The organism is Planotetraspora phitsanulokensis, from assembly GCF_016863295.1.
Classification (GTDB): Bacteria; Actinomycetota; Actinomycetes; order Streptosporangiales; family Streptosporangiaceae; genus Planotetraspora; species Planotetraspora phitsanulokensis.
In genome coordinates, this window is the sequence record NZ_BOOP01000009.1 from 314317 (window position 1) to 336039 (window position 21723).

Annotated in this window: 21 protein-coding genes; 9 read left to right on the plus strand and 12 right to left on the minus strand. The window is 70.2% G+C overall.

Translation table 11 applies throughout. The features are described from left to right. Positions 1–2: 2 nt before the first annotated feature. Together Pph01_RS13355 and Pph01_RS13360 are read left to right on the plus strand one after the other, a co-directional pair. Entirely contained in the window at positions 3–812 is an 810-nt protein-coding gene (locus tag Pph01_RS13355; RefSeq protein ID WP_204073368.1) for a hypothetical protein, read from the plus strand. Further along, positions 809–2308, plus strand: coding sequence for an NADH-quinone oxidoreductase subunit NuoF family protein (locus Pph01_RS13360; RefSeq protein WP_239116662.1), 1500 nt, complete (start codon positions 809–811; stop codon positions 2306–2308). The genes Pph01_RS13355 and Pph01_RS13360 overlap by 4 nt, the downstream gene beginning before the upstream one ends. 67 nt (positions 2309–2375) lie before the next feature. On the opposite strand, the gene Pph01_RS13365 is transcribed toward Pph01_RS13360, so the two are convergent. Beyond that, a complete protein-coding gene (locus tag Pph01_RS13365) occupies positions 2376–3233 on the minus strand; it encodes an alpha/beta fold hydrolase (RefSeq protein ID WP_204073370.1) in 858 nt (285 codons plus the stop codon). A gap of 92 nt (positions 3234–3325) precedes the next feature. On the opposite strand from Pph01_RS13365, the gene Pph01_RS13370 reads away from it, so the two are divergent. Continuing rightward, a complete protein-coding gene (locus Pph01_RS13370; RefSeq protein WP_204073371.1) occupies positions 3326–4744 on the plus strand; it encodes a DHA2 family efflux MFS transporter permease subunit in 1419 nt (472 codons plus the stop codon). Next, the gene (locus Pph01_RS13375) at positions 4741–5220 is read left to right on the plus strand and encodes a MarR family winged helix-turn-helix transcriptional regulator (RefSeq protein ID WP_204073372.1); all 480 of its coding nucleotides are present in this window, start codon (positions 4741–4743) and stop codon (positions 5218–5220) included. Before Pph01_RS13370 ends, Pph01_RS13375 begins: the two co-directional genes overlap by 4 nt. Here the strand turns inward: Pph01_RS13375 and Pph01_RS13380 are convergent. Next, positions 5217–5687, minus strand: coding sequence for a substrate-binding domain-containing protein (locus tag Pph01_RS13380; protein ID WP_204073373.1), 471 nt, complete (start codon positions 5685–5687; stop codon positions 5217–5219). The genes Pph01_RS13375 and Pph01_RS13380 overlap by 4 nt on opposite strands. 55 nt (positions 5688–5742) lie before the next feature. Beyond that, the gene (locus Pph01_RS13385) at positions 5743–6171 is read right to left on the minus strand and encodes a hypothetical protein (protein ID WP_204073374.1); all 429 of its coding nucleotides are present in this window, start codon (positions 6169–6171) and stop codon (positions 5743–5745) included. Between the two features lie 217 nt (positions 6172–6388). Between Pph01_RS13385 and Pph01_RS13390 the strand changes: the two genes are divergently transcribed. After that, positions 6389–6910, plus strand: coding sequence for a Dps family protein (locus Pph01_RS13390; protein WP_204073477.1), 522 nt, complete (start codon positions 6389–6391; stop codon positions 6908–6910). A 22-nt stretch (positions 6911–6932) separates the two neighbouring features. Here the strand turns inward: Pph01_RS13390 and Pph01_RS13395 are convergent, their stop codons facing one another. After that, positions 6933–7931 (minus strand): CapA family protein, encoded by a 999-nt coding sequence (locus Pph01_RS13395; protein ID WP_204073375.1) that lies wholly within the window; start codon positions 7929–7931, stop codon positions 6933–6935. Between the two features lie 64 nt (positions 7932–7995). Next, the gene (locus tag Pph01_RS13400; protein WP_239116663.1) at positions 7996–10005 is read right to left on the minus strand and encodes a phosphocholine-specific phospholipase C; all 2010 of its coding nucleotides are present in this window, start codon (positions 10003–10005) and stop codon (positions 7996–7998) included. 140 nt (positions 10006–10145) lie between these two features. On the opposite strand from Pph01_RS13400, the gene Pph01_RS13405 reads away from it, so the two are divergent. Next, complete coding sequence (locus tag Pph01_RS13405; RefSeq protein ID WP_204073377.1) at positions 10146–10583, plus strand: SRPBCC family protein; 438 nt, start codon at positions 10146–10148, stop codon at positions 10581–10583. A 32-nt stretch (positions 10584–10615) separates the two neighbouring features. On the opposite strand, the gene Pph01_RS13410 is transcribed toward Pph01_RS13405, so the two are convergent. From Pph01_RS13410 to Pph01_RS13425, 4 genes are all read right to left on the minus strand, one after another. Continuing rightward, the gene (locus Pph01_RS13410) at positions 10616–11377 is read right to left on the minus strand and encodes a TenA family protein (RefSeq protein WP_239116664.1); all 762 of its coding nucleotides are present in this window, start codon (positions 11375–11377) and stop codon (positions 10616–10618) included. 212 nt (positions 11378–11589) lie between these two features. Then, positions 11590–12528, minus strand: coding sequence for an NADP-dependent oxidoreductase (locus Pph01_RS13415; protein WP_308441892.1), 939 nt, complete (start codon positions 12526–12528; stop codon positions 11590–11592). A gap of 106 nt (positions 12529–12634) precedes the next feature. Beyond that, positions 12635–13165, minus strand: a complete 531-nt coding sequence (locus Pph01_RS13420) for a DUF6609 family protein (RefSeq protein WP_204073379.1) — start codon at positions 13163–13165, stop codon at positions 12635–12637. Between the two features lie 174 nt (positions 13166–13339). Further along, complete coding sequence (locus Pph01_RS13425) at positions 13340–13783, minus strand: ATP-binding protein (protein ID WP_204073380.1); 444 nt, start codon at positions 13781–13783, stop codon at positions 13340–13342. A 174-nt stretch (positions 13784–13957) separates the two neighbouring features. Here Pph01_RS13425 and Pph01_RS13430 point away from each other — a divergent pair, with 174 nt between their 5' ends. After that, on the plus strand, positions 13958–14608 hold the full coding sequence (locus Pph01_RS13430) for an SRPBCC family protein (protein ID WP_204073381.1): 651 nt from the start codon (positions 13958–13960) through the stop codon (positions 14606–14608). A gap of 19 nt (positions 14609–14627) precedes the next feature. Here the strand turns inward: Pph01_RS13430 and Pph01_RS13435 are convergent, their stop codons facing one another. Beyond that, positions 14628–15251: a VHL beta domain-containing protein gene (locus tag Pph01_RS13435; RefSeq protein ID WP_204073382.1), complete on the minus strand. Its 624-nt coding sequence runs from the start codon at positions 15249–15251 to the stop codon at positions 14628–14630. 171 nt (positions 15252–15422) lie between these two features. On the opposite strand from Pph01_RS13435, the gene Pph01_RS13440 reads away from it, so the two are divergent. Together Pph01_RS13440 and Pph01_RS13445 are read left to right on the plus strand one after the other, a co-directional pair. After that, positions 15423–15905, plus strand: coding sequence for a DnaJ family domain-containing protein (locus Pph01_RS13440; protein WP_204073383.1), 483 nt, complete (start codon positions 15423–15425; stop codon positions 15903–15905). 275 nt (positions 15906–16180) lie between these two features. Continuing rightward, positions 16181–19360 carry an ATP-binding protein gene (locus tag Pph01_RS13445; RefSeq protein WP_239116665.1) on the plus strand — a complete coding sequence of 1060 codons (3180 nt, stop codon included), beginning with the start codon at positions 16181–16183 and terminating at the stop codon, positions 19358–19360. Positions 19361–19385: 25 nt separating this feature from the next. Here Pph01_RS13445 and Pph01_RS13450 read toward each other — a convergent pair whose 3' ends face one another. Then, the gene (locus Pph01_RS13450) at positions 19386–20540 is read right to left on the minus strand and encodes a VanZ family protein (RefSeq protein WP_204073384.1); all 1155 of its coding nucleotides are present in this window, start codon (positions 20538–20540) and stop codon (positions 19386–19388) included. Positions 20541–20758: 218 nt separating this feature from the next. Then, the gene (locus Pph01_RS13455; protein WP_204073385.1) at positions 20759–21460 is read right to left on the minus strand and encodes a hypothetical protein; all 702 of its coding nucleotides are present in this window, start codon (positions 21458–21460) and stop codon (positions 20759–20761) included. Positions 21461–21723: the final 263 nt, after the last annotated feature.

Sequence of the window (21723 nt, forward strand, 5' to 3'; positions counted from 1 at the left end):
CCATGGAGCAACATCACGCACTCGCCAGGCAGGCAGCCCGTACCTCTGGGATCAGGAAGGCCATGCGGGCCCTCCTGATCTGTGCGGCCCTCGCCGGGATCGTGGCCGCCGGATCCACAGAACAGGGCGCCGGTGTCGTCATCCGCATCCGCGCCTTCCTGGAGTTCTATTCCGGCGTCTTCGCACTCGTCGCGCTGAGCGCGGCCGTGGTGGCGGGCCTGGCGGCCTCCGAGCGCTTCATGCCGATCAGGCTCCGCGTCCTCGCCCAGTCCGCGCACCGGGCCACAGCCGTCATGTCGATGAGCTTCCTGGTCGCGCATGTGCTCCTCAAGATCCTCCAGGGGCACGCGTCGGTCCTGGACGTCGCCGTGCCGTTCGACGGCGGGCAGGAACGCGCCGTCTGGATCGGCCTGGGGACGATCGCGAGCGACATGATGATCATCGTCTTCGCCACCGGGGTGGCCCGCGGCAGATTCATCGGTCAAGGGCGACCGTGGACGTGGCGGGTCCTCCACATCACCGCCTACCTCTGCTGGCCGATCGCCATCGCGCACGGGCTGAACGCCGGCCGTGCGGCGAAGGACTGGGTGACCCTCAGTTACACGGCCTGTTTTCTGCTGGTCGTCGTCATGGCTGTCGCCAGGCTCGCCTCCTGGATGTGGCGGCGCGGAAGGACACGCCGGCGAGAGGTCCACGTGCCGAACCGCGCCGCCCGGGACTCGCTGGTCACGGAGGTGCAGGGCATCCCCGACGAGCAGTTCTGGGCCGAGCTCAAGGCTGAGGCGGCGCAATGGACAGGGAGTCACAAGTGAGCGGCGCTCAGGAGATCCTCACCATCGGCCCGGCGCGGCTGTTCCACGGCCTCGACCGCCTGCAACGGCTGAACCTCGCCGCCCACCGCGAGCGTCACCGGCCGCTGTCCCGCCTCTCCCTGCGCGACCTCGTCGCGCTGTCCGGAGAGGTCGACCTCCGCGGCCGCGGCGGCGCAGGCTTCCCCTTCGCCCGCAAGCTCACGGCGGTCGGCCAGGCGGCCGAGCGCCGGGATGTGCGGCCTGTGGTGCTCGTCAACGCGACAGAGGGCGAGCCGGCGAGTGCCAAGGACAAGGCGCTTCTCGCCCGGACACCGCATCTCGTCCTGGACGGGGCCGTACTCGCCGCACGGGCGCTGAGCGCGCGCGAGATCGTCATAGGCGTCACGGACGGCGGGGTCCCCGGGCGCTCCATCTCGACCGCGATACAGGACGCCGGGCTGTCCGGTTCCGTCAGGGTCGTCCACCTGCCGGAACGGTTCATCACCGGAGAGGGGGGCGCTCTCGTCAGAGGGGTGAACGGCGAGACGCCCATCCCGCCTGGCCGGAAGGTCCGGGCGGCAGAAAGCGGCGTCGACGGCCTGCCGACGCTGTTGTCCAACGCGGAGACCTTCGCCCAGCTGGCCGTTCTCGCGGAGCTCGGGCCGGAGGGTTACCGGGCGACGGGCACGGGAACCGAGCCGGGCACGGTCCTGCTCACCGTGACCGTCCCGGACCGTGGCCGGGTCGTGGTGGAGACCCCGACCGGCGTCCCGCTCTCCGAGGTGCTCCGCCAGTGCGGGGTGTCCGCGGGCCAGGGCGTCATGGTCGGCGGCTACCACGGCGCGTGGCTCTCCCCCGCCAAGGCCGCCACGGTGGCGGTGTCACGGGAGTCCATGGCCGAGGCCGGAGCCGCTCTGGGCGCCGGCATCATCGTGCCCCTGGAGCAGGGGACGTGCCCGCTGGGCGAGGTCGCCCGAGTCGCGGACTATCTCGGGGCCGAGTCGGCGGGTCAGTGCGGGCCGTGCAGACTCGGCCTGCCCGCCATCGCCCGGTCCTTCTCCTCGTTGGCCGCGGGCAGCGACGGCGCCGAGGCGCTTTCGGCCGTCAGGCAGGCGAGCGGGGTGGTCCGCGGACGGGGGGCCTGCCACCATCCGGACGGCGCGACCAGATTCCTGCTCTCCGCCCTCGACGTCTTCTCCGACGATGTCGCCACGCACGTCGCCGGAGGCGGATGCGGCCGGCCTGTGCGCGGACTGCTGCCGGTCCCCGGCGAGGAGGTCCCGGAGACGACCGGACTGCGGCTGACCGTCGACTGGTCTCGCTGCGCAGGCCACGGTCTGTGCGGCCATATCGCTCCCGACCTCGTGCAGCTGGACGGCTTCGGTTATCCGGTGCTCACCGATGCCGCGGTGCCCGCACGGCACCTCCGGGGCGCTCTGCAGGCGGCCGACATGTGTCCCGCCCTCGCCCTCGGGCTCAGCAGGGCGCCCTCCACGGCGGGACACGGCCGCGCCTGATCCTCCGGCGGGCCGAGCTCACCGGCTGAGCATCCTGCGCGAAGTCTTCAGCCGGACTCCCGGCTCGTCAGGGCCGGCTCGTCAGTTCGGTGACTGCCTCGACGAACACCGGCCACAACTCGCGGGGCATGTCGTGCCCCATGCCCGGGAACGTCAGCAGCTTGGCCCCCGGGATCGCGTCGGCGGTGGCGACTCCGCCGGGGGGCGTCACCAGCGGATCGTCCTCACCATGGATCACCAGCGCGGGGATCGTGAGCCCACGCAGCCCCTCCGTCCTGTCGGGAGAGGCGAGGATCGCCGTGAGCTGGCGGGCCACCCCCTGCGGGTCGTACGCCCGGTCGTAACTCTCCCGCGCCACCCTGGCGACGCGCTCGGCGTCCATCGCGTAGCCCGGTGAGCCGATCACCCCCCACGACGCGAGGGCGCGCTCCGCGGCGGCCTCCCGGTCCGGTGAAGGCGGCGTGAGCAGCGCCGCCATGGCCGCCTCGGTCGGCGGCCCGACTCGCGGGCCCGTCGTCGACATCATGGACGTCAGCGTGCGGACGCGGCCCGGGTGCCCGATGGCGAGGGACTGGGCGATCATTCCGCCCATCGACACGCCGACCACGTGGGCGCTCGTCCAGCCGAGGACGTCCAGCAGTCCGGCGGCGTCGCCGGCCATGTCCGCCAGCAGATACGGCGCGCCCGACGTGTCACCACCGAACGCCGCCGCGAGATCGGCCGGCTCCGAGAGATGGGAGGACAGGCCGACGTCGCGGTTGTCGAACCTGACGACGTGATGGCCGGTGTCGACCAGCAGACCGATGAACTCCTCGTCCCACCCGATCATCTGCATTCCGAGCCCCATGATCAGCAGCAGGGGCCGTCCCTCGGGGTCGCCGAAGGACTCGTAGCAGATCTCGATCCCGTTGGCCGTCGCACGCATGCGAACAGAATTCCATTCTGTTCACCCTCCGGCAAGCACATTCAGCGGTACGGGTAATGTTGTGTTAGTACAACTAATTGAGGAGTAATCGCATGTCCCGCCGTAGGCGGATTCTCGTACTGCTGATCTGCTGCATGAGCCTGCTCATCGTCGCACTGGACAACACGATCGTGAACGTGGCCCTGCCCTCGCTCGGGCACGAGTTGCACGCCCCGGTCTCCGGTCTCCAGTGGACGATCGACGCGTACACGCTCACGCTCGCGAGCCTCCTCATGTTGTCGGGGTCGACGGCGGACCGGATCGGCCGCCGGCGGACCTTCCAGACCGGTCTGGTCGCCTTCACGGTCGGCTCGCTGCTGTGCAGCCTCGCGCCGAGCCTCACCTGGCTCGTCGTCTTCCGCATCGTGCAGGCGGTGGGCGGCTCGATGCTCAACCCCGTCGCGATGTCGATCATCACCAACACCTTCACCGACCGCCGCGAGCGGGCGCAGGCCATCGGCGTGTGGGGCGGCGTCGTGGGGATCAGCATGGCGCTGGGGCCCGTCATCGGCGGCCTGCTCACCGACACCGTCGGCTGGCGGGCCATCTTCTGGATCAATGTGCCGATCGGCGTGCTCGCCTTCCTGCTGACGTGGAAGTTCGTGCCCGAGTCCAAGGCGAAGAAGGCACGCCGCATCGACCCCGTCGGGCAGGGGCTCGTGATCGCCCTGCTGGCGTCCCTGACCTACGGGATCATCGAGGGGCCCGGCACCGGCTGGACCTCCCCGCGGATCCTCGCCTGCTTCGCCGTCACGGTGCTCGCCCTCGCGGGCCTGATCGTCTACGAGTACCGCAGGGTGGAGCCGCTCATCGACGTGCGGTTCTTCCGGAGCGCGCCGTTCTCCGGGGCGGCGGCCATCGCGGTGTGCGGATTCGCCTGCCTCGGCTCCTTCCTGTTCCTCAACACGCTCTATCTGCAGAGCCATCGAGGGTTCTCCGCGCTCGAGGCCGGGCTCTGCACGCTGCCGATCGCGCTGATGGCGATGGTCTTCGGGCCGCTGTCGGGCCGTCTCGTGGGCATCCGCGGGCCGAGGCCGTCGCTGCTCATCTCCGGCGCCTGCATCACCGTGACGGGGGTGCTGCTCGCGCAGGTCGCACTGGACACGCCACTCGTCCTGCTGCTCGCCGTCTTCGCGGTGTTCGGCCTCGGGTTCGGCATGCTGAACCCGCCGATCACCAACACCGCCGTCTCGGGGATGCCCCTCGAGCAGGCCGGAGTGGCCGCCGCCGTCGCCTCGACCAGCCGTCAGATCGGCCAGTCCCTCGGCGTGGCGATCACAGGGTCCGTCGTGGCCGCGGCCGGTCGTGGTGACGAGTTCATGCCCGCGGCCCACCTCGCCTGGTGGATCATTGCGGGGTACGGCGCGCTCATCCTGAGCCTCGCCCTCCTGACCACCGGCCGCTGGGCGGAAGGCACCGCGGCCCGAACAGCGGAGCGCCTCAAGACCATGGAAGCGGTGACGATCCCATGAGCGGCGACGTGGAGACGGCGGCGAGGGTCTGGCAGGGCATCCGCGCCCTGGTCCTGGACGCGCACGACCGGCGCAAGGAGGTCTGCGAGGCCCTCGGCATGAGCTTCGTCCGGGCCAAGGCCCTGCGGCGCCTCCTCCGCGGCCCGCTGACGCTGCGCGACCTGGCCGAGCACCTCGCCACCGACGCTCCGTACACCAGCGTGGTGGTCGCCGACCTGGAGCGGCGCGGGCTGGTGGAACGGGCGACGCATCCCGAAGACCGGCGGGCGAAGATCGTGACGGTCACTCGCGCGGGAGCGAAGGCCGCGGCGCTGGCCGAACGGATCCTGGGCGAGCCGCCCGCTCCCCTGCTGTCTCTCGACCCCGGCGACCTGGCCGCCCTCGACCGGATCGTGGCGGCGATCCACCGGGAGAGCGAAGCCGGGCCCGACGGCCCCCCGGCTCGCGTCACCGCGGGAGCCGGGCACGGGAGCTAGACGGGGGTGAACCCCGCAGCGGCCAGGACCCGGCGGCCCTCGTCGGACAGGACGAGATCGATGAACTCCCGCGCGAGGACCAGATGGGCGGTCTCGGGCGCGGATCCGATCAGGTAGTCGCCGCGCCCGTCGCGGGCGAAGACCCGCGACGCCGGCGCACCCGACCGTCGCATCGCAGACGCGCTCGCGGCCGCGAACACGTCGACGCCCGCGCCCCGGGCGACCTGCTGGGCCAGGGCGTCGCTGTCCCCGAAGGTGAACCGCACGGAATCCTGAGGATGCAACGCCTCGAAGGTCCGGCCGAGAGAGGTGAAGGGACCGGTCAGCGACGCCGCCGCGAACACCGTCAGCGTCTGCCTCTCCTTCCCGCCGCACGCGGAGGCGACGAGAACGAGGGCGAGGACCACGGCGAACGTGCGAGCGAGCGAGGACGGGCGTCCGGCTCGGTGTCCTGACCTGTGTCCCACGTTCGACCTCCTGCAGCGGCTTCGCCGGGCGCGGGATGTCGAGCGTACCCGTTCGCTATCCCGCCGGAGTGGGACTCTTCCTGTGGTCCATCAGGTGGAGGTCCCCGCCGATCTGCCGGCGGAGCTTGTCGAGCACGGCCCGGGGCGCCAGCGCGGTCCACAGGTTCCCGACCAGGTGGGGACTGTACTCGGGCGCCTGGTCCATCCACTCGTCCTTCCCCTTCTGGGTCGCGAACGTCGTGATGAAGAACGTGCCGATGGAGGTCGTGCAGTAGCCCTGGCGCAACTCCTTGGCGTCGATCTGGATCTTCGGGGTGCATCCGGCCTTGGCGGCGAGCAGTTCCACCGTGGGCGGAGGGGCCTGAGCCGCGGGCGGGGGCGCCTGCTCGGCCGTGCACGCGACGGCGAGCAGCAGGGCGGGGACGAGCAGCAGGGCGGGGGTGGCGCGCCGTCCGGCACGCGCCCCTGGGCGTGAAATTCTCATCACCTTCGAGGTACGCGGGATCCGCGACCCCGGTTCAACGGTCACCTCTTTACTCAATAAGGGGAAATTTCGGGATATCGCACAAGGGTCCTCATACGTGGCAGCCGGAACACTTTGTAAGAAGCCCCTGAATGGGAGGAGAACGACCTTGAGTGTCAAGTCTTCCGCCAAGGCCCGCTCCGGTGGCGGCAGCCAGCCCTGGCTGCATCAGAAGGGTATGGAGATCCAGGAGTTCGGGACCGTGCGGCAGTTCCCCGTCGGTCTCTCCATGGAGACCCGGATGCACTCGTGCCAGCGCCTCAACCAGATCCTGGCCGACACGCAGATCCTCTACAGCCTCTACAAGAAGCATCACTGGCTGATGCGCGGACCGACCTTCTACCAGCTCCACCTGCTCCTCGACAAACACGCCGAGGAGCAGCTCGAACTGGTCGACAAGCTCGCCGAGCGGGTCCAGACCCTCGGCGGAGTCGCCGTGGGCGATCCCCGGCACGTCGCGGAGATCACGGTGATCAAACGGCCGCCGGACGGCGTGGAAGAGGTCCCCGCGATGTTGTCGCGTCTGCTGGAGGCGCACGAGATGATCCTCGTCGCCGCGCACGACGCGGCCGCGACCGCCGACGAGAAGGGCGACGACGGGACCAACGACCTGCTGGTCTCCGACGTCATCCGGACAGGTGAGCTGCAGGCCTGGTTCCTGGCGGAGCACCTCGTCGACACCCCGCTCGTCCACGCCTGATCCGTTCCGGAGCCTGCGGGGCTCACCTCATGTCGACCACGAGCCGGCCGTCCTCCTCGGTGACCGTGCCACCCTGATCGGGTGCGCCCGGCCCGGTGGGGGCGAGTCCGGCGCACACGGCGGCGAACCTGTCGCGGATCCACCGCCATTCGTCGCCATGCGCGAGCCGCGTACGGCAGTACAGCAGTTCGATCGGAACGCCGTGCAGCCGCACCGGCCCCTGCTCGTCCACCGTGACGAGGAAGAGCAGGCCCAGGTCGTTGCGGAGCTCCGCGTCCACGATGTAGTCGTCGATGAAGTCTCCGAGGTCGTAGAGGACGGGCGGGGCGACGCCGTGGAACACGTGCGCCGAGTGCCCGGCGACGAGCCCCGCCCCCGCCGAGACGAGGGACTGGGCGGCCGAACGGACGTACGGCCTCGGCCGCCCGATCATGTTCGGCCCCCAGTGCGGGGTCACGACCACCACGTCGGCCTTCGTACCCAGGTCCTCCACGTCCGCGACGAGCCACGGCGGCGCGCCGGTCATCAGGTCGGCGTAGTTGACGCCCGGCCGCACGGCGGTGGCCGCGAAGTCGGCCGGGTGGTCGGTCACGCCGAGCACCCCGACGCGAAGGCCTCCCACGGTGACGACCTCCGGTCGCCTGGCCTCCTCCTGGGAGGCCCCCGCCCCCACGTACCGGATTCCGGACCGGTCAAGCCAGTCCCGCGTGTCGAGCAGCGCGTCGGGGCCGTAGTCGAGCGCGTGGTTGTTGGCCAGCGTCACGCATCCGACGCCCAGCCGGGCGAGCAGTTCGGCGGCCTGGGGAGGCGCGCGGAAGTGGAACGGCTTGCCCGGGGCGTCCCACATCCGGCCTCGGTCGGAGACGCAACACTCGAGGTTGAGCACGAAGAGGTCCGCCTCCCCGAGCACCTCGAGGAGATCCTCCGAGAAGAATGCGGCGGGATCCACCGACCGGGCGACGCGTTCGGCCACGCCGCGCCCGAGCATCGTGTCCCCCGCCAGCGCGATGGTCGCCGGCATCACGGGTCACCTGCCTACCGGGCTCCCCTACCCGGTGTCCCGCGGGTGAACCCGACCCCGCTGGTCAGCCCGTGACGCTCGGCCTGCCGTTCTCGATGTGGCCCATCAGGCGGCGCAGCCAGCCGTCGTCCCCCTCCACGGTCACCAGCAGGTCGTACCACCCGGACGCGGCCTGCCACTCCACCCGCTCGACGCCGCCGGCGGGCAGTCGAAGGGACCGCGGTTCCCCTCCGTAGGCGAGCGGGGCGATGCGGACGTCGGCCGGCGAGCCTCCGGTGTTGACGAGGTCGATGAGGACGGTACGCGAGCCGGGGTCGATCTCGCTCGTGACCTCGACCTGGTCGGCCAGCCCGCCGCGGAAGTGCCTGCGGAAGCCGTTCGGCCCGGTCAGGAGCAGGTCGTAGGAGTCGGTCGGGAAGTAGACCGCCTCCCGCAGGTCGTCGACGACGTCGAAGTGCTGGGGCCGGACGAGCTCGCCCATGTAGCCGTAGAGGGCGAGGTGCGCGCTCGCGACGCCGCGGTTGGCCATGGTGATCTCCACGGCGCGCCCGCGGGCCCTGGCGTGGGCGTCCGGTTGGTACGGCAGAGCCCGCGCGGGCTTGGTCCCCGGCTCCTGGACGGGCATCCGCTGCTCGTCGGGCACCACCGGGTACCAGCGGGCGGCGTTCTCCCCACGAGCCGGCGCCGGGTCGGCGGCACCCGGCGAGGTGACGGTTGAGGCCGTGGAGACGGCCGGCGCCGATGGGGCGGCGAAGTCGAAGGCAGAGGTCAGGTCACCCACGACCTGGCGGCGCCACGCGCTGATGTCGGGCGCCTTGATCCCCAGCCAGGTCTCCAGAAACCGCACGGTCGAGCTGTGGTCGAACGTCTCGGAGCAGACGTGGCCGCCCACGGTCCAGGGCGACACCACGAGCATCGGGACCCGCACGCCGAGGCCGATGGGCCGCCCGTTGACGAACTCCCCCGGCGTGCCGTCCGGCGGCACCGGCGGCGGGACGTGGTCGAAGAAGCCGTCGTTCTCGTCGTAGGTGATGAAGACGGCCGTGTGCGCCCACACGTCGGGACGTGAGGCGAGCGCGTCGAGGACCTGGTAGATCACCTTCCCGCTCTCGACAGCCGACGAGCCCTCCGGATGTTCCGAGTCGGCGAGGGACGTCACGATGTAGGACACGGCGGGCAGGCGCCCGGCGGCCACGTCCGCGGAGAACCACTCCCCGAGGGCGCCCGTCCGGGTACGGCGCAACGCCCGCTCGTACAGGTCCCGGTCGTCGGGGCCGAGCGCGGCCACCCGCTCCTCAAGCTCGGCGAGCAGCGGCGCCGGGTCGTCGACCGCGCGGACCGCCTGGTAGAAGGAGTGCATGCTGGTCTGGCCGAGCTTGGCCATGACGGCCTTGAACGTGGCGTAGAACTCCAGGTTGTTGCACTGGTAGTTGTCCCATTCCTGGTACACCTGCCAGGAGTGGCCTGCCTGCGTCAGCAGCTCGGGCACGGTGATCCACGAGTAGCCGGCGTGGCCGTCCTCCTCGCACGCGTCGTTGTCGACAGCCCGCTGCTGCGTGCCCGGCTCGAAGCCCGTGTGGCCGGAGACGTGGTAGTTGCGGTTGGGCGTCGTGGAGGTGAGCGCCGAGCTGTGATACGCGTCGCAGATCGTGAAGGTGTCGGCGAGCTCGTAGTAGAAGGGCAGATCATCCCGGTCGTAGTAGGACAGCGACGAAGGCCCCTTGTTGGGGGTCCAGGCGTCGTTCCAGCCCATCGCCCAGGCGTTGTGGGTGCCGAGCCAGCTGTGGTCGTGGCTGTCGAGCAGCATGGGGTCGGCGCCCGCGAGCCTGGCCGCCTCCCGGACGGAGAAGGGCAGCACGCCGTCCTGCTCGAACACCGACCGCAGGGTCCGGCCGGGCACCGCGTTGCGGTCGCCGTAGCCCCGCACGCCGCGCAGGTGCCCGTAGTAGTGGTCGAACGACCTGTTCTCCTGCATGACGAACACCACGTGCCTGATGTCCGACAGGTCGCCGGGCGCGACCGGCCAGGCCAGCGCGCGGGACAGGGCAGGAGGAAGTGTGGAACCGGCCGGCATCGTGCTGCGTCCCTCCGGAGACGTATCGGTGCGACGGCTGCCAACGCTAACAGTGGCCCGCGGAACGCCGGCGTCCGCGTCCACCTCCTGGAACGCCGGATCCGGCATCCGGATCCGGCCTGCGGCACGAAGGGACAGACATGACGCATCTCGCGGTGGCCGTCGACGCCGAGGCGAGCCCGGAGCGGGTCTTCGGCGTGCTGACCGACTGGGGCCGGCACCACGAGTGGATGTCGCTGACCAGCGCACGGGTGATCGCCGGCGACGGTCACAGCGCGGGCAGCGCCCTGACCGCCTTCACCGGGGTCGGCCCGATCGGCTTCACCGACACGATGGAGATCACCGACTGGGATCCGCCCCACACGGTCGCGGTCCGCCACACCGGCCGGCCGGTGCGCGGCACAGGGCTCTTCCGCGTCCTGCCCCGGCCGGGAGGGGGCAGCACGATCGTCTGGGAGGAGGACCTGGAGCCGCCCTTCGGCGCGGCGGGACGGCTCGGCTGGAACCTGGCCAAGCCGGTCGGCGCCGCCTTCCTCAGAAGGTCGCTGCGCCGCCTGGCCCGGCTCAGCGCAGTCTGACCAGGGCGCTCAGCGCCGCCTGCCCAGGGCGTTCAGCCCTCCGCCATGTCGAAGAAGCCCCGCTCCAACCTGGCCGCCTCCCGGAAGAAGCCCAGCACCCGGGCCTGGCCGTCCTCTCCGAGGGAGGGACCGATCCGGTCGAGCTCTCCGCGGAGGAACCCCACCCACGCCTCGAACTCGGGCCCGCTGTGCAGGTCGATCCACTCTCGGTAGAGGAACCGCTCAGGCAGCGGCTCGGCGGCTCGGCTCGCCCAGCCGAGATAGATCCACTCAGCCAGGCACAACACGGCGAGGATCACCGGGTACTCCTGGCTCACGCGGGCCTCGTCCATGAGCGCCCGGAAGCGTACGGTGACCGGCTCCAGCTCCGGCGAGATGACGTCGTCCGCGCCGGCGCCGAGCTCCGCGAGCGCCCGGTGGAAGTAGCTTCTCTCGGTGTCGGTGACGATCTGCCCGAGGAACCGGCCGAACGGCACCCGCGACTCGAACCGGTCGGCCGCGGCGACCGCGGCGCCGAGCAGCGCCGTGAAGGCGTCGACGAACTGGAAGTCCTGGACGAGGTAGCGGCGCATGTCCGCCTCGCCGCTGATGATCGCGGCCGCGAACGGGTGGGTGACCACGGCGGTCCAGTCCGGCTCGCTCGCCGAGCGCAACCACTCGCTGAAGGCGGGGTCGGCGGCGGTGGACCGCCACACCGCGTACGTCGGCGGGTCGTGCGGGCCGTTCCCGTGCGCGTCCGCCGACGCGTGCGGGCCGTTCGCGTGCGCGTCCGCCGCGCCGTTTTCGATCTCCACGCGGCGAGCATAGCTCCGAGCTCCGCCTGCCCCAGGGCGCGCCCCTCCACCCCGTGAACGCAATTTGAAGATCATTGATACGGACGGCGGACGCATCGTTGCCGGTCAGCGGGGTTGAGAGTCGTCCGTGAACAATCGGGGCCCGTCTCCCTGCCGGGGAGGCGGACCCTTCTCCTCCCCGATCTCGAGAGACGATGCCGGGCGAGTGCGGGTCATACAGTGAGGATGATCTTGCCGATCGAGTGGTCGTGCTCGGCGGCCTCGTGCGCGGCGGCCGCCTCGGAGAGCGGGAACCGCTTGCTGACGAGCACCTTCAACCGCCCGCTCTCGTAGAGACCGACGAGACCCGCGAGGCCTTCCGCGTCGGGTTCGACGAGGAACCCGGTGGCGCGCACGCCCTCCTTCTCCGCCGCCGCGAGCACCTCCGCGCTCGCGCCGGAGGGCACTTCGATGAGCAGCCCGCCCGGACGCAGCACCGTCAGCGACCTGAGCCCGGTGTCACCGCCGATCAGGTCGAAGACGACGTCCACGTCGCGTACGGCGTCTTCGAAACGAGTCGCGCGATAGTCGATGAGCTCGTCGGCGCCCAGTTCCGTGAGCGTCTCGTGGTTGCGCGGACTCGCGGTCCCGATGACATGGGCGCCGCGAGCCTTGGCGATCTGCACGGCGAGGTGTCCTACTCCACCGGCCGCCGCGTGGATCAACACCCGCTGGCCCTCCTCGACGCCGGCCGTGTCGACGAGCGCCTGCCAGGCGGTGAGCCCGGCCAGCGGCAGCGCCGCCGCCTCGGCGACGCTCATCCCCGCCGGCTTGCGGACGAACTGCCGGGACGGCGCGGTGACGTACTCGGCGTAGGCGGCGGCCTCGCGCGGGAACCACGGCATGCCCAGCACCTCGTCACCCACCGCGAAGCGCGTGACGCCGCCGCCGAGCTCGTCGACCACACCGGCCACGTCCCAGCCGACCGTGAACGGCAGGGTGCGCAGCGGACCACGGCCCGACCTGGTCTTGAAGTCCACCGGGTTGACGCCCGCGGCCTGGACCCGGACGCGTACCTCGGTTCCGATCGGCTCGGGACGAGGCACGTCCTCGAACCGCAGGACGCCGGGCCCGCCGAACTCGTGCTGCCGGATCGCCTTCATCGTCGCCATGGCATTCCCCCAGTGCCTCGCCGGCCAGGTACCTCCTCGCCGGATTCGACCCTAGTCCGGCGGATTTCCGTCACCCGCACCGAGATCCCTGTGCCCGCGCGGCAGGTCAGGTATAGGTGAGGGCCGGATAAAGGAGCAGCATCACCATCCCGAATCCGAACTTGAGCAGCGCGTCGACCAGGCCGAAGGTTCGCAGCGGCAAGGCGGTGACCCGCATGCCCAGCAGGGCGTTGGCGACGCTCACCACCCCCAGGAGCGCCATCAGCGGGCCGTGGGCGGGGCCCATGATGATGAAGTGCAGGCCCACCACGAGCAGGATCGCGAGGATCTGCGTCCGCTGGTCGGCCTCCTTGAACCTGTTGAGGACGAAGGCGATCAGCCCCAGCTCCACGAGGAAGGAGAAGACGAGGGCCGAGATCTGGACGACCGACGGTTTGCCCAGCGAAGGCAGCAGCGCGCTCAGACCGCTGGCGGTGAGCCCGACGGCTCCGCCCGCGATGGCGGACGGGATCCAGATCTTCGGAACGATCCACCCCAGGAGGAAGCCGAGCCCCACGAAGATCAGAAACAGCCCACCCCCGCGGATCAGCGGATACGGGTGCGGTTCAGCCGCCGTGACGATCGATAAGGTGATCACTCGCCCAGAGTGTCAGGGATCACCCTCTGGCGACAGTGGGTGATCAAACCGTCATATTTCACGATCATTCACCCCTGTCGAGCCGGGCCGGCGCACCGGAAACCAGTCAACGCCGAGAGACGTCTCAGCGCTGAGACGGCTCAACACCGAGAGAGCTCAACACCGAGAGACGGCTCAGCACACCGAGGCGAGGCAGTCGGCGCCCAGGGTCGCCCGACCCGATGAGGCTCCGTCACCGGCCACGAACCAGACGATCTTTCCTCCGCGCTGCGGGCGGGTGACGCCCCAGTCGTCGGCCAGCGCCGCCACGATCATCAACCCCCGGCCGCTGGTGGCGTCGGCACCGGACTCGCGCATGCGCGGCACGCCGTCCCCCGGGTCGTAGATCTCGCCGTACACCCAGCCGGCGCCGCCGACGAGCCTGAGCGCGAGGGCGGTGCCGCCGTGCCGTACGGCATTGGTCACGAGCTCGCTGACGATGAGCGCACAGTCGTCGATCAGGGACGGGATCCCCCAGCGGTCCAGTTCCCGGCGCACCAGGGCGCGGGCCTGGGGGACGCTCGCGCCGACCGCGGGCAGCAGGCACTCCGCGGTGCGCGGATCCGGTTGGGGGGTCACGGCTTCACTCCATTCGATGGGAGCGCTCCCACATCCACGATAGGGCACGCGTTCCGGCGTGTGAACCTGTCGTTTCAATTCTGTTGCCCGATGCCCCCGAATGGAGGTTCATTAGTGTGATCAAGTGCGATATAAGGGCATTCGCCACTTTCGCTTGTCACTTGATGAGGTTCCGTGAAGAAGCTCCTTCGACTTTTCGCGATCCAGCTGTTCACGGCCGCGGTCGTGCTCGGCGCGTTCTCGAATCCCGTCCACGCGGAGACTTTCGAGACCGACGCTCAACTCGCCGCCGAATGGCAGGCCGCATGGGACTTCTACAAGTTCTACGAATGCGCGACCGCTCCGCTGCCGCTGACGGGACGGAGCCAGGTGAAACGCGACATCTCCATCGATATCGACGCGCCGATCGAGCACGTTTTCACGGCGTACTCGAACGTCGGCAATCACGTCGGCCTTCACTCGTTCCTGAAGCGCGTGGTCACCCACGGGGACCGGACGGAGGGCGGCACGCGCTACATCGACTTCACGGCCATCGAGGACATACCCGTCGTCGCCGGGATCCCCGTCACGAGCAAGACCCACGCGCAGCAGCGGATCCACGCCGGCGAGTTCTTCTACGAGACCGACAGCTGGTCGCTGCCCAACGTGGTCACCCACCAGAAGATCGTCTTCGAGGACCTGGGCGCCGGCCGGACCCGTGTCACCGAGCACCTCACCTTCGAGGCGAGCGTCGTGCTCATCGACTTCACGGTGAGGAACGGCGTCTCCTCCCATCAGGAGACGCAGGAGGGCCTCAAAGAGGCGATCGAGGGCGGCGCGCTCTGACCCTCGGGCACGCCCGGGCTCAGGTCACGATGACGTACGCTCCCCCGGCCGCCATGCCGAAGATCTTGACGCACTCGTCCCGACGGTCGGCGATCAGCCACGCGTGGTTGCTGTAGGAGTCGACCCGGTAGTACCGGCCCGGCTGCAGAGTGCTGTACTGCTGCCGGTTTCCCGCCATGTCCAGCCAGAAGATCTGGATCGGCTCCGGGCTGTTGTTGGTGACCGTCAGCGGCGAGGCGTAGCCGTACGCGGAGTGCAGCCTCCCCTCGGCCGAACAGGGGTACGCGCTGGACCCGCTGTAGGAGAAGGCGAACTCGTGCGCGGTCGGCTCCGGTGACGGTTCGTACGTCGGCTCTTCCGTGGGTTCGTCGCTCGGCTCGTCGGAGGGTTCCTCCGTCGGGTCCTCGGTCGGCGGCGGAGACGATGACGGCCACGACGACGGCGACGGCGGGAGCGGCGACGCGGGAGACGACGGGGAGAGCGATTCCGCGGTCGGCGAGTGCGACGGCTCAGGGCTCGGCTCGGTGCCCGAGGCGAGCCCAGGAACGATGGTGACGACGAACGTGACGACGGCGAGGACTCCTCCCACCACCGTCCAGAACGCCACCGCCCGTTGCCCGAACATTCCACGCTGAGAATTCACGGCGCCCGTTCCTCTGATTCGTTCCTCTGATTCGTCAAAGTGCGCTCGCCGTGATGACGCGCCTTTCCCGCCCGAGGTTGGCACGCGCAGGGCCGGACCCCGTTCCCGTCTGCCGTCGGGGCGCCCGGTTATGCTCGCGGTGTCTGCTGTCGGTGCGCGGGAGGCGAGCCAGTGACGGAGCGCAAACCACCCGGAATGGGCTTCGAGACATGGATCGACCGGCAGATCCGCGAAGCCGCCGAGCGCGGCGCGTTCGACGATCTGCCCGGTACGGGCAAGCCCCTCCCCGACCAGGGCAAGCCGTACGACGAGATGTGGTGGATCAAGCAGAAACTCCGCGAGGAGAACCTCTCGTTCCCGCTGCCGGGCACCCTCGCCCTGCGCAAGGAGGCCGAGGAGGCCCTGGCCTCGGCGTCGCGGGCGAGAACGGAGAACGAGGTCCGGGCGATCATTACGGAGATCAACGAGAAGATCGCCGAGGGCACCAGGAAGGCCCTGTCCGGTCCGCCCCTCAATCTGGTGCCGTTCGACGTGGACGAGGTCGTCCGCGACTGGCGTGAGCGGCACCCCTCCCCCGGCGCCCCCGTCGGACCCCCGCCGCCACCGCGGGCCAGGAGGCGCTCGCCGTTCGGGTGGCTCCGCGGAACACGATGAGAACACGGTGAGATCCCGATGACATGCGCCACTGGCGGCATTTGTCGCTATTAAGCGGCATATATTCGCGAATGCGTGGCGTTCTGCTTGGCCTGCGCACGGCCGGGTGCGTCGATCGCGCACCGGAGCAAACGGATCGGCCCGCGCGAGGAATCGACGGAAATCTTAATATGGCATTCCCGGCGAGCGTCACGGAGCGTGCCGAATTACTTGCTTCACGTTAAGCATTCAAGGAGTAAGGGATCCATGAGCGAGGAACGGACGACCACCTTCCCATGGAGATGCGAATCGACGGCGTGACCCACGGGCTGATCGGCAGGGACCATCCCGCCGCGATGTTGCGCGCCGAGATCGGCCGGGCCGCCGACAGCCACGGCGGCCTGGTGCTGGTCACCGGCGAGGCGGGCATCGGAAAGACGACGCTCGTCACCGACGCGGCGGACACGGCCAGACGGCTGGGCGCCCTGGTCCTCGGCGGTTCGTGCTGGGACTCCGACAACGCGCCCGGCTACTGGCCGTGGGTGCAGGTCCTGCGGGGTGTACGGCGGAGCGTCACGCCCGGTGAGTGGTCGGCGGCCGAGGACGCCGCGCGGGGCGGTCTGGCCGCCCTGCTCGGCGAGTCGCCGAGTCCCGACGTGGTCGACGGATTCCACCTGTACGACGCGGTGACGAGCGCGCTGGTGTCGATCTCGCAGAGCCGTCCCGTCGTGGTCGTCCTCGACGACCTGCACTGGGCGGACGCCGCGTCGCTGAAACTGCTCGAGTTCGCGGCCCAGCACACCTGGTTCGAACGGCTGCTGCTCGTGGGCACCTATCGGGACGTCGAAGTGGAGCACGCCGACCACCCGCTCCGGCCGTTCCTGCTGCCGCTGGCGTCGAGGGCGACGACGATCACGCTCACCGGGCTCGACCGCGACGGGGTCGGGGCGCTGATGGCGCGGACGACCGGCCACGAGCCCGCGGCCGACCTGGTCGCGGAGGTGCACCGGCGCACCGGGGGAAATCCCTTCTTCGTTGAGCAGACAGCACGGCTGTGGCGCAGCGGCGGGTCGGTCACCGCCATCGCCCCCGGTGTCCGCGACACGTTGCTGCGCAGGCTGTCCCTGCTCCCCCGGCCGGTCGTCGAACTACTCACCACGGCCGCCGTCCTCGGCCGCGAATTCCACCGCCAGGTGCTGGCCGCCACGGCCGCGGCGCCGGTCGCGCACGTGGACCGGCTGCTCGGCCAGGCGGTGACGGCTCGGCTCGTCGCGGCCAGAGGGGGAGCGTCGTTCGCGTTCGCGCACGACCTGGTCCGCGAGACGCTGTACGAGTCTCTCGGCGAGGAGGAGGCGTCCCTGCGGCACGCCGCGGTCATCCGGGCCGTCGACCGGACGCCGGACCTCGCCGACCGGACGGTCCCCGCCGACCTCGCCCGGCACGCCCACCTCGCGGGCGGCCACGTCGAGACCGCCCGCACGGTGGAGCTCCTGGTCGGCGCGGCCCATCACGCCGTACGTCGCCTGGCGACGGAGGAGGCGGCCGGCCACTACCGCAGGGCGCTCGACCTGGCCGTGGACGGCAGCCCACGACAGCGGGTGATGATCGCGATCGACTTCGGCCGCGAGCTTTGTCACTCGGGCGACAGCGAGGTCGGCCGGCGCGCCTTCGAAGAGGCCGCCGTGGTGGCTCGGGAGGCGGACGACCCCGAACTGCTGGCCCGTGTGGCGCTGTCCATCCATGGCGCCCGCGGCCGCCACGACCCCGGACAGATGGGCGCCGACCTGCTGCGACAGGCGCACCGCAGGCTCGTCCGCCGCGGTTCTCCCGACGACCTGCCGCTCGACCGCGTCGCCCAGGACCTGGCCGTGCAGATCGCCGTGCTGGCCCGGCGCGACGACGATGACGAGGCTCTGGCCTTCGGCCTGTGGGCCCGGCACGACAGCATCTGGGGTCCCGGCACGGCGCCGGAGCGGGCGGCGCTCACCGAGGAACTCCTGACCCTGGCGCGCCGCACCTCGGACGTGGAGATGGAGAGCTACGCCGCCGCCCTGCGCTGGGTGGCCCTGCTGGAGCAGGGCGACCCCCGCTATCTCGACCAGTTCGACGCGTACATCGAATTGGGCCGGCGAGATGAGACGCCTCTCCTCGGCCTGTCCACGTCGACCGACCTCAGCATCATCTGCGCGCTGATGGGCCGCTTCGACGAGGCCCAGACCCACTTGAACGAGGTGGCGGAGGTCAACGGACGCCTCGGGCACGATCATTTCGCGTTCATGCTCGACCATCACCGCTGGGCGGTGCGGCTGCTCCAGGGACGGTTCGACGATCTCGAGGAGCTCCACCGCGTCCTCCTCCGTAGCCGGCACCCCTGTCCCGGCCTTCTGCAGGCCATGACCGAACTGCGCCGGGGCGATGTCGAGCCGGCCCTGCGCTACCTGGCTGAGGCGAACGCCAGGGGCGAGTCCCGTGAGCGCCTGATTCAGCCCCTGTGGCTGCGCTTCCAGGCCATGGTCGCCGCGGCCTCACGTGACCCCGAGCTCTGCGAGAAGGCCCGGGCCGACCTCGAGCCGCACATCGGCACGTGGGCGGTGGCCATGTACGGCTGGGACATCGGCGGCCCGATGGTCCTGTGGCTGGCGCTCGTCGACGCGGCCCAGGAGCGCTGGGACGAGGCGGTCGACGGCTTCACCCAGGCGTGGCACTCCGCCGACCGTCTCCGGGCGCGCCCCTGGTCGATCGAGGCGAGGACCCATCTCGCCGAGGCGTTGCTCGCACGGAGGCGGGCCGGGGACGCGGAGACGGCCGGCGGGCTTCTCGACGACGTCGAGACCGAGGCGGCTCAAATCGGCATGCCGCACATCGTCGAGACCGTTCAGCGGCTGCGCGCCGCGCCGCGCCCGGCGAAGGTCGTGCATGCGCCGTCGCAGGGCGACACGTTCGCCCGGGACGGCGAGGTCTGGACGCTCGGATTCGCGGGCCGCACCGTCCACCTGCCCGACGCCAAGGGCCTGCGGGACCTCCAGCACCTGCTCAGCCGTCCCGGGACGGACGTGTCCGCCGTCGAACTCCTCGACCCCGAAGGCGGCGCGCTCGTCGTCGCGGCCCGGCGGATGGGCGGCGACCCGATCCTCGACGAGGAGGCCAAGGCCCGATACCGGCGCCGCCTCGCCCAACTCGACGAGGAGATCGACCGGGCGGCCGGGCTCGGCGACGACCGAAGGGCGGCGGACTTCGACAGGGAGCGGGAGGCGCTGCTCGACGAACTGCGGGCCGCCGCCGGGCTGGGCGGACGTGACCGGCGGCTCGGTGACGAGGCCGAGCGGGCACGCAAGACGGTCACCGCCCGGATCCGCGACGTCCTGAGGAAACTCGACCGGCTTCATCCCGAGCTCGCCGAACATCTCCGCGCGGCCGTCTCCACCGGCGCGACCTGCAGGTACCAGCCCGACAGGGAGATCAGCTGGCGTTCCTGACGCCGCGTGTGATCGGGGGGCGCGGTCAGGCGCTCACCCGCCGGTCGCGCGACCCGGCGGGCCGTCCGGACCTGACCGGCGTGTTCCCACGGCGGCGTGAGTCCGTGACGGTCAGCCCGGCGACCAGCCCGGACAGTCCTCGGTGTGACCACGGCAGGGCGAGCACCGGGCAGGCGACCAGCAGCAGATTCGCCCAGGCGCCCGCCGATGGGACGAAGGGGTCGAGCCCGACGAGAAGGCAGTAGCCGAAACCTCCGAACAGCAGCGCGGGGACGATCCGGATGCCGGGCCGGGTGCCGTCCAGGCGGGTCCGGCGCAGCCGTACGGCATGCTGCCCCAGCGTGGCGCCCTCCGCGCCGAATGCGGGGACGGCGAGCAGGAGCGCCGCCGGCAACCAGGGGTTCAGCACGGAGTTCGCCAGATCGCCCCACGGCTGCTCCGCCACCCGGAGGCCGAAGCCGTACCGGACGACGAGATTGAGCGCGGTGGCGAGGACTCCCCCGAGCAGGAAGACCGCGACCAGGTCCACCAGCATCCCCAGCAGCCGCCGTCCGGCGGTGACCGGACGGGCGACGTTCGCGGGGAGGAGATGCCGTCCGTAGACCAGATGAAGCAGCGGCGAGAACATGACGCCGACCGCCGCGCCGAGGCTGTTGGCGAGCAGGTCGTCCACGTCGAACAGCCGGTAGGGGCACGGGAAGAGGAACCAGTTCCCGGTCAGCTGGGTGACCTCGATCAGCAGCGACACCACGGCCCCGATCAGCACCGTGGTGACCACGCTCCGCCGGAAGTAGTGGCGAATGTACGCGCCGAGCGGGACGAACAACGCCACGTTGAACACGACCTGCTGCACCGCCGGATTGGCCGGCAGTTCCCGCAGGCCCGGCGTCCGCTGCTCTCGTGCGATGTCGTCGAGGAAGCGCAGCGGGTCGAGCTGCGCGTGGCTCATCGCCGTGTTCGCCGCGCACCAGTTGCCGTCGATCTGCGGCACGGGGAACAGCGTGTAGGCGACGAGCGCGAGCCCGTAGATCAGGAGGCCGAACGCGAGCAGCGCCGGACCGAGCCCCACCTCGCCGCGCCGCCGGTAGCTGTGGAAGACGAACGGCACGAACAGGACGACGGCGAGCATCGTCCCGCCGAGCAACGCCGGCACGGCAGGCAACAGCCGGTCGGAGAGCAACGATCGACTCCGTTCAGATTCGTTTGATCTGCCCGAACAGAACTGATCGCCTGCCCGTGTCGACGTTGGAATCTAGTTCATCCGGTTTCGTCGCCTCCTGCGAGGTTCCGCACTCCTGTCGCGGTACGCCGACATCCTGGTCGGAGCGGACGGCATCCGGATCGCCCGTCCAGTGGGCCGAGGGGATCTACGACAAGGCGGAGAGCCACTAGGGCTGGTCAGTCGCGGCGCTCGATCTCACCACGCAGCTTCACGAATTCGGCCGCGGCCTGCTCACCAGACTTGAGGTAGGTGAAGATCATCCCCATGGTGTCGTTGTCGGCCCAGGTGCACACGCCGCCCTGAAAGCCGGCGACTGTGGTGTCGCCGCATTTGGCGATGCCACCGAGCGGGCCCGGATCGACCGACTTCATGTCGGTGATCTTCAGGCCGTCGGACGCCATGCTGGTGATGAGCTGTCTGGCTTTCGCATCCTGGTCGGTGATGTGAGCCGACACGCCGACTACCGAGATCAGGCTCGTCAGGTCGCCGTAGAAGGCACTGAACACGCCGGTCGCTTCCGGTATCTCCTTCTTCAGATCGACGGCCCATTGGTCCGCCAACGCACGGAAATCCTCGTTCTCAATCTTGGTCCGACCGTCAAGCGTCTTCGGTTCGACGACATGCGTCCGCACACTGCCCTGGATGCGGTCCTTGACGACTACGGCGACGCCGACGACCACAGCCAGCCCGGCAAGAACAATGAGGACGATCCTGCTGAAGTCGTGCCGTTTCGATGGAGACGTGGAATCCCGGGGATAGCCGAAATCGGGCGGCTGACTGCTGTCCAGCAATTCGGACCGGCCGAACTCCGCGTACGACGGGCGAGATCGGTCGTCGACGTTCGGGTATACCGGCACGTCGCGTGAGGCTTGGGACACTGGTGCTCCACGGGTCAGCCCAGGTGTGCGGGCGCGGTGATCTTAGCCTCGATCGACAAGTCACCACGAACAGGACGAGCCGGCACCGTCGCAGGCTATTCGCCGCGGGGCGTGCCTCCATATGATCCGGGACGGGCCAGTGGGCGAGGTACGAGTGAGGGGCGGCCGAAAGGTGCTGAGCCGCGCATTGCTCATTGTCATGAGTTCGCTCCTCCTGGGTTTTCTCGTGTGCCTCTTCCTTCATTGGGTGTGGCCGTACGACT

Excerpts from the sequence above, each read along its gene's own strand:
- Pph01_RS13355 (WP_204073368.1), top strand. The coding sequence starts at position 3 with ATGGAGCAACATCACGCACTCGCCAGGCAGGCAGCCCGTACCTCTGGG.
- Pph01_RS13365 (WP_204073370.1), bottom strand. The coding sequence starts at position 3,233 with ATGCGTGCGACGGCCAACGGGATCGAGATCTGCTACGAGTCCTTCGGC.
- Pph01_RS13370 (WP_204073371.1), top strand. The coding sequence starts at position 3,326 with ATGTCCCGCCGTAGGCGGATTCTCGTACTGCTGATCTGCTGCATGAGC.
- Pph01_RS13375 (WP_204073372.1), top strand. The coding sequence starts at position 4,741 with ATGAGCGGCGACGTGGAGACGGCGGCGAGGGTCTGGCAGGGCATCCGC.
- Pph01_RS13385 (WP_204073374.1), bottom strand. The coding sequence starts at position 6,171 with ATGAGAATTTCACGCCCAGGGGCGCGTGCCGGACGGCGCGCCACCCCC.
- Pph01_RS13390 (WP_204073477.1), top strand. The coding sequence starts at position 6,389 with ATGGAGATCCAGGAGTTCGGGACCGTGCGGCAGTTCCCCGTCGGTCTC.
- Pph01_RS13395 (WP_204073375.1), bottom strand. The coding sequence starts at position 7,931 with ATGCCGGCGACCATCGCGCTGGCGGGGGACACGATGCTCGGGCGCGGC.
- Pph01_RS13400 (WP_239116663.1), bottom strand. The coding sequence starts at position 10,005 with ATGCCGGCCGGTTCCACACTTCCTCCTGCCCTGTCCCGCGCGCTGGCC.
- Pph01_RS13405 (WP_204073377.1), top strand. The coding sequence starts at position 10,146 with ATGACGCATCTCGCGGTGGCCGTCGACGCCGAGGCGAGCCCGGAGCGG.
- Pph01_RS13415 (WP_308441892.1), bottom strand. The coding sequence starts at position 12,528 with ATGGCGACGATGAAGGCGATCCGGCAGCACGAGTTCGGCGGGCCCGGC.
- Pph01_RS13445 (WP_239116665.1), top strand. The coding sequence starts at position 16,181 with ATGGAGATGCGAATCGACGGCGTGACCCACGGGCTGATCGGCAGGGAC.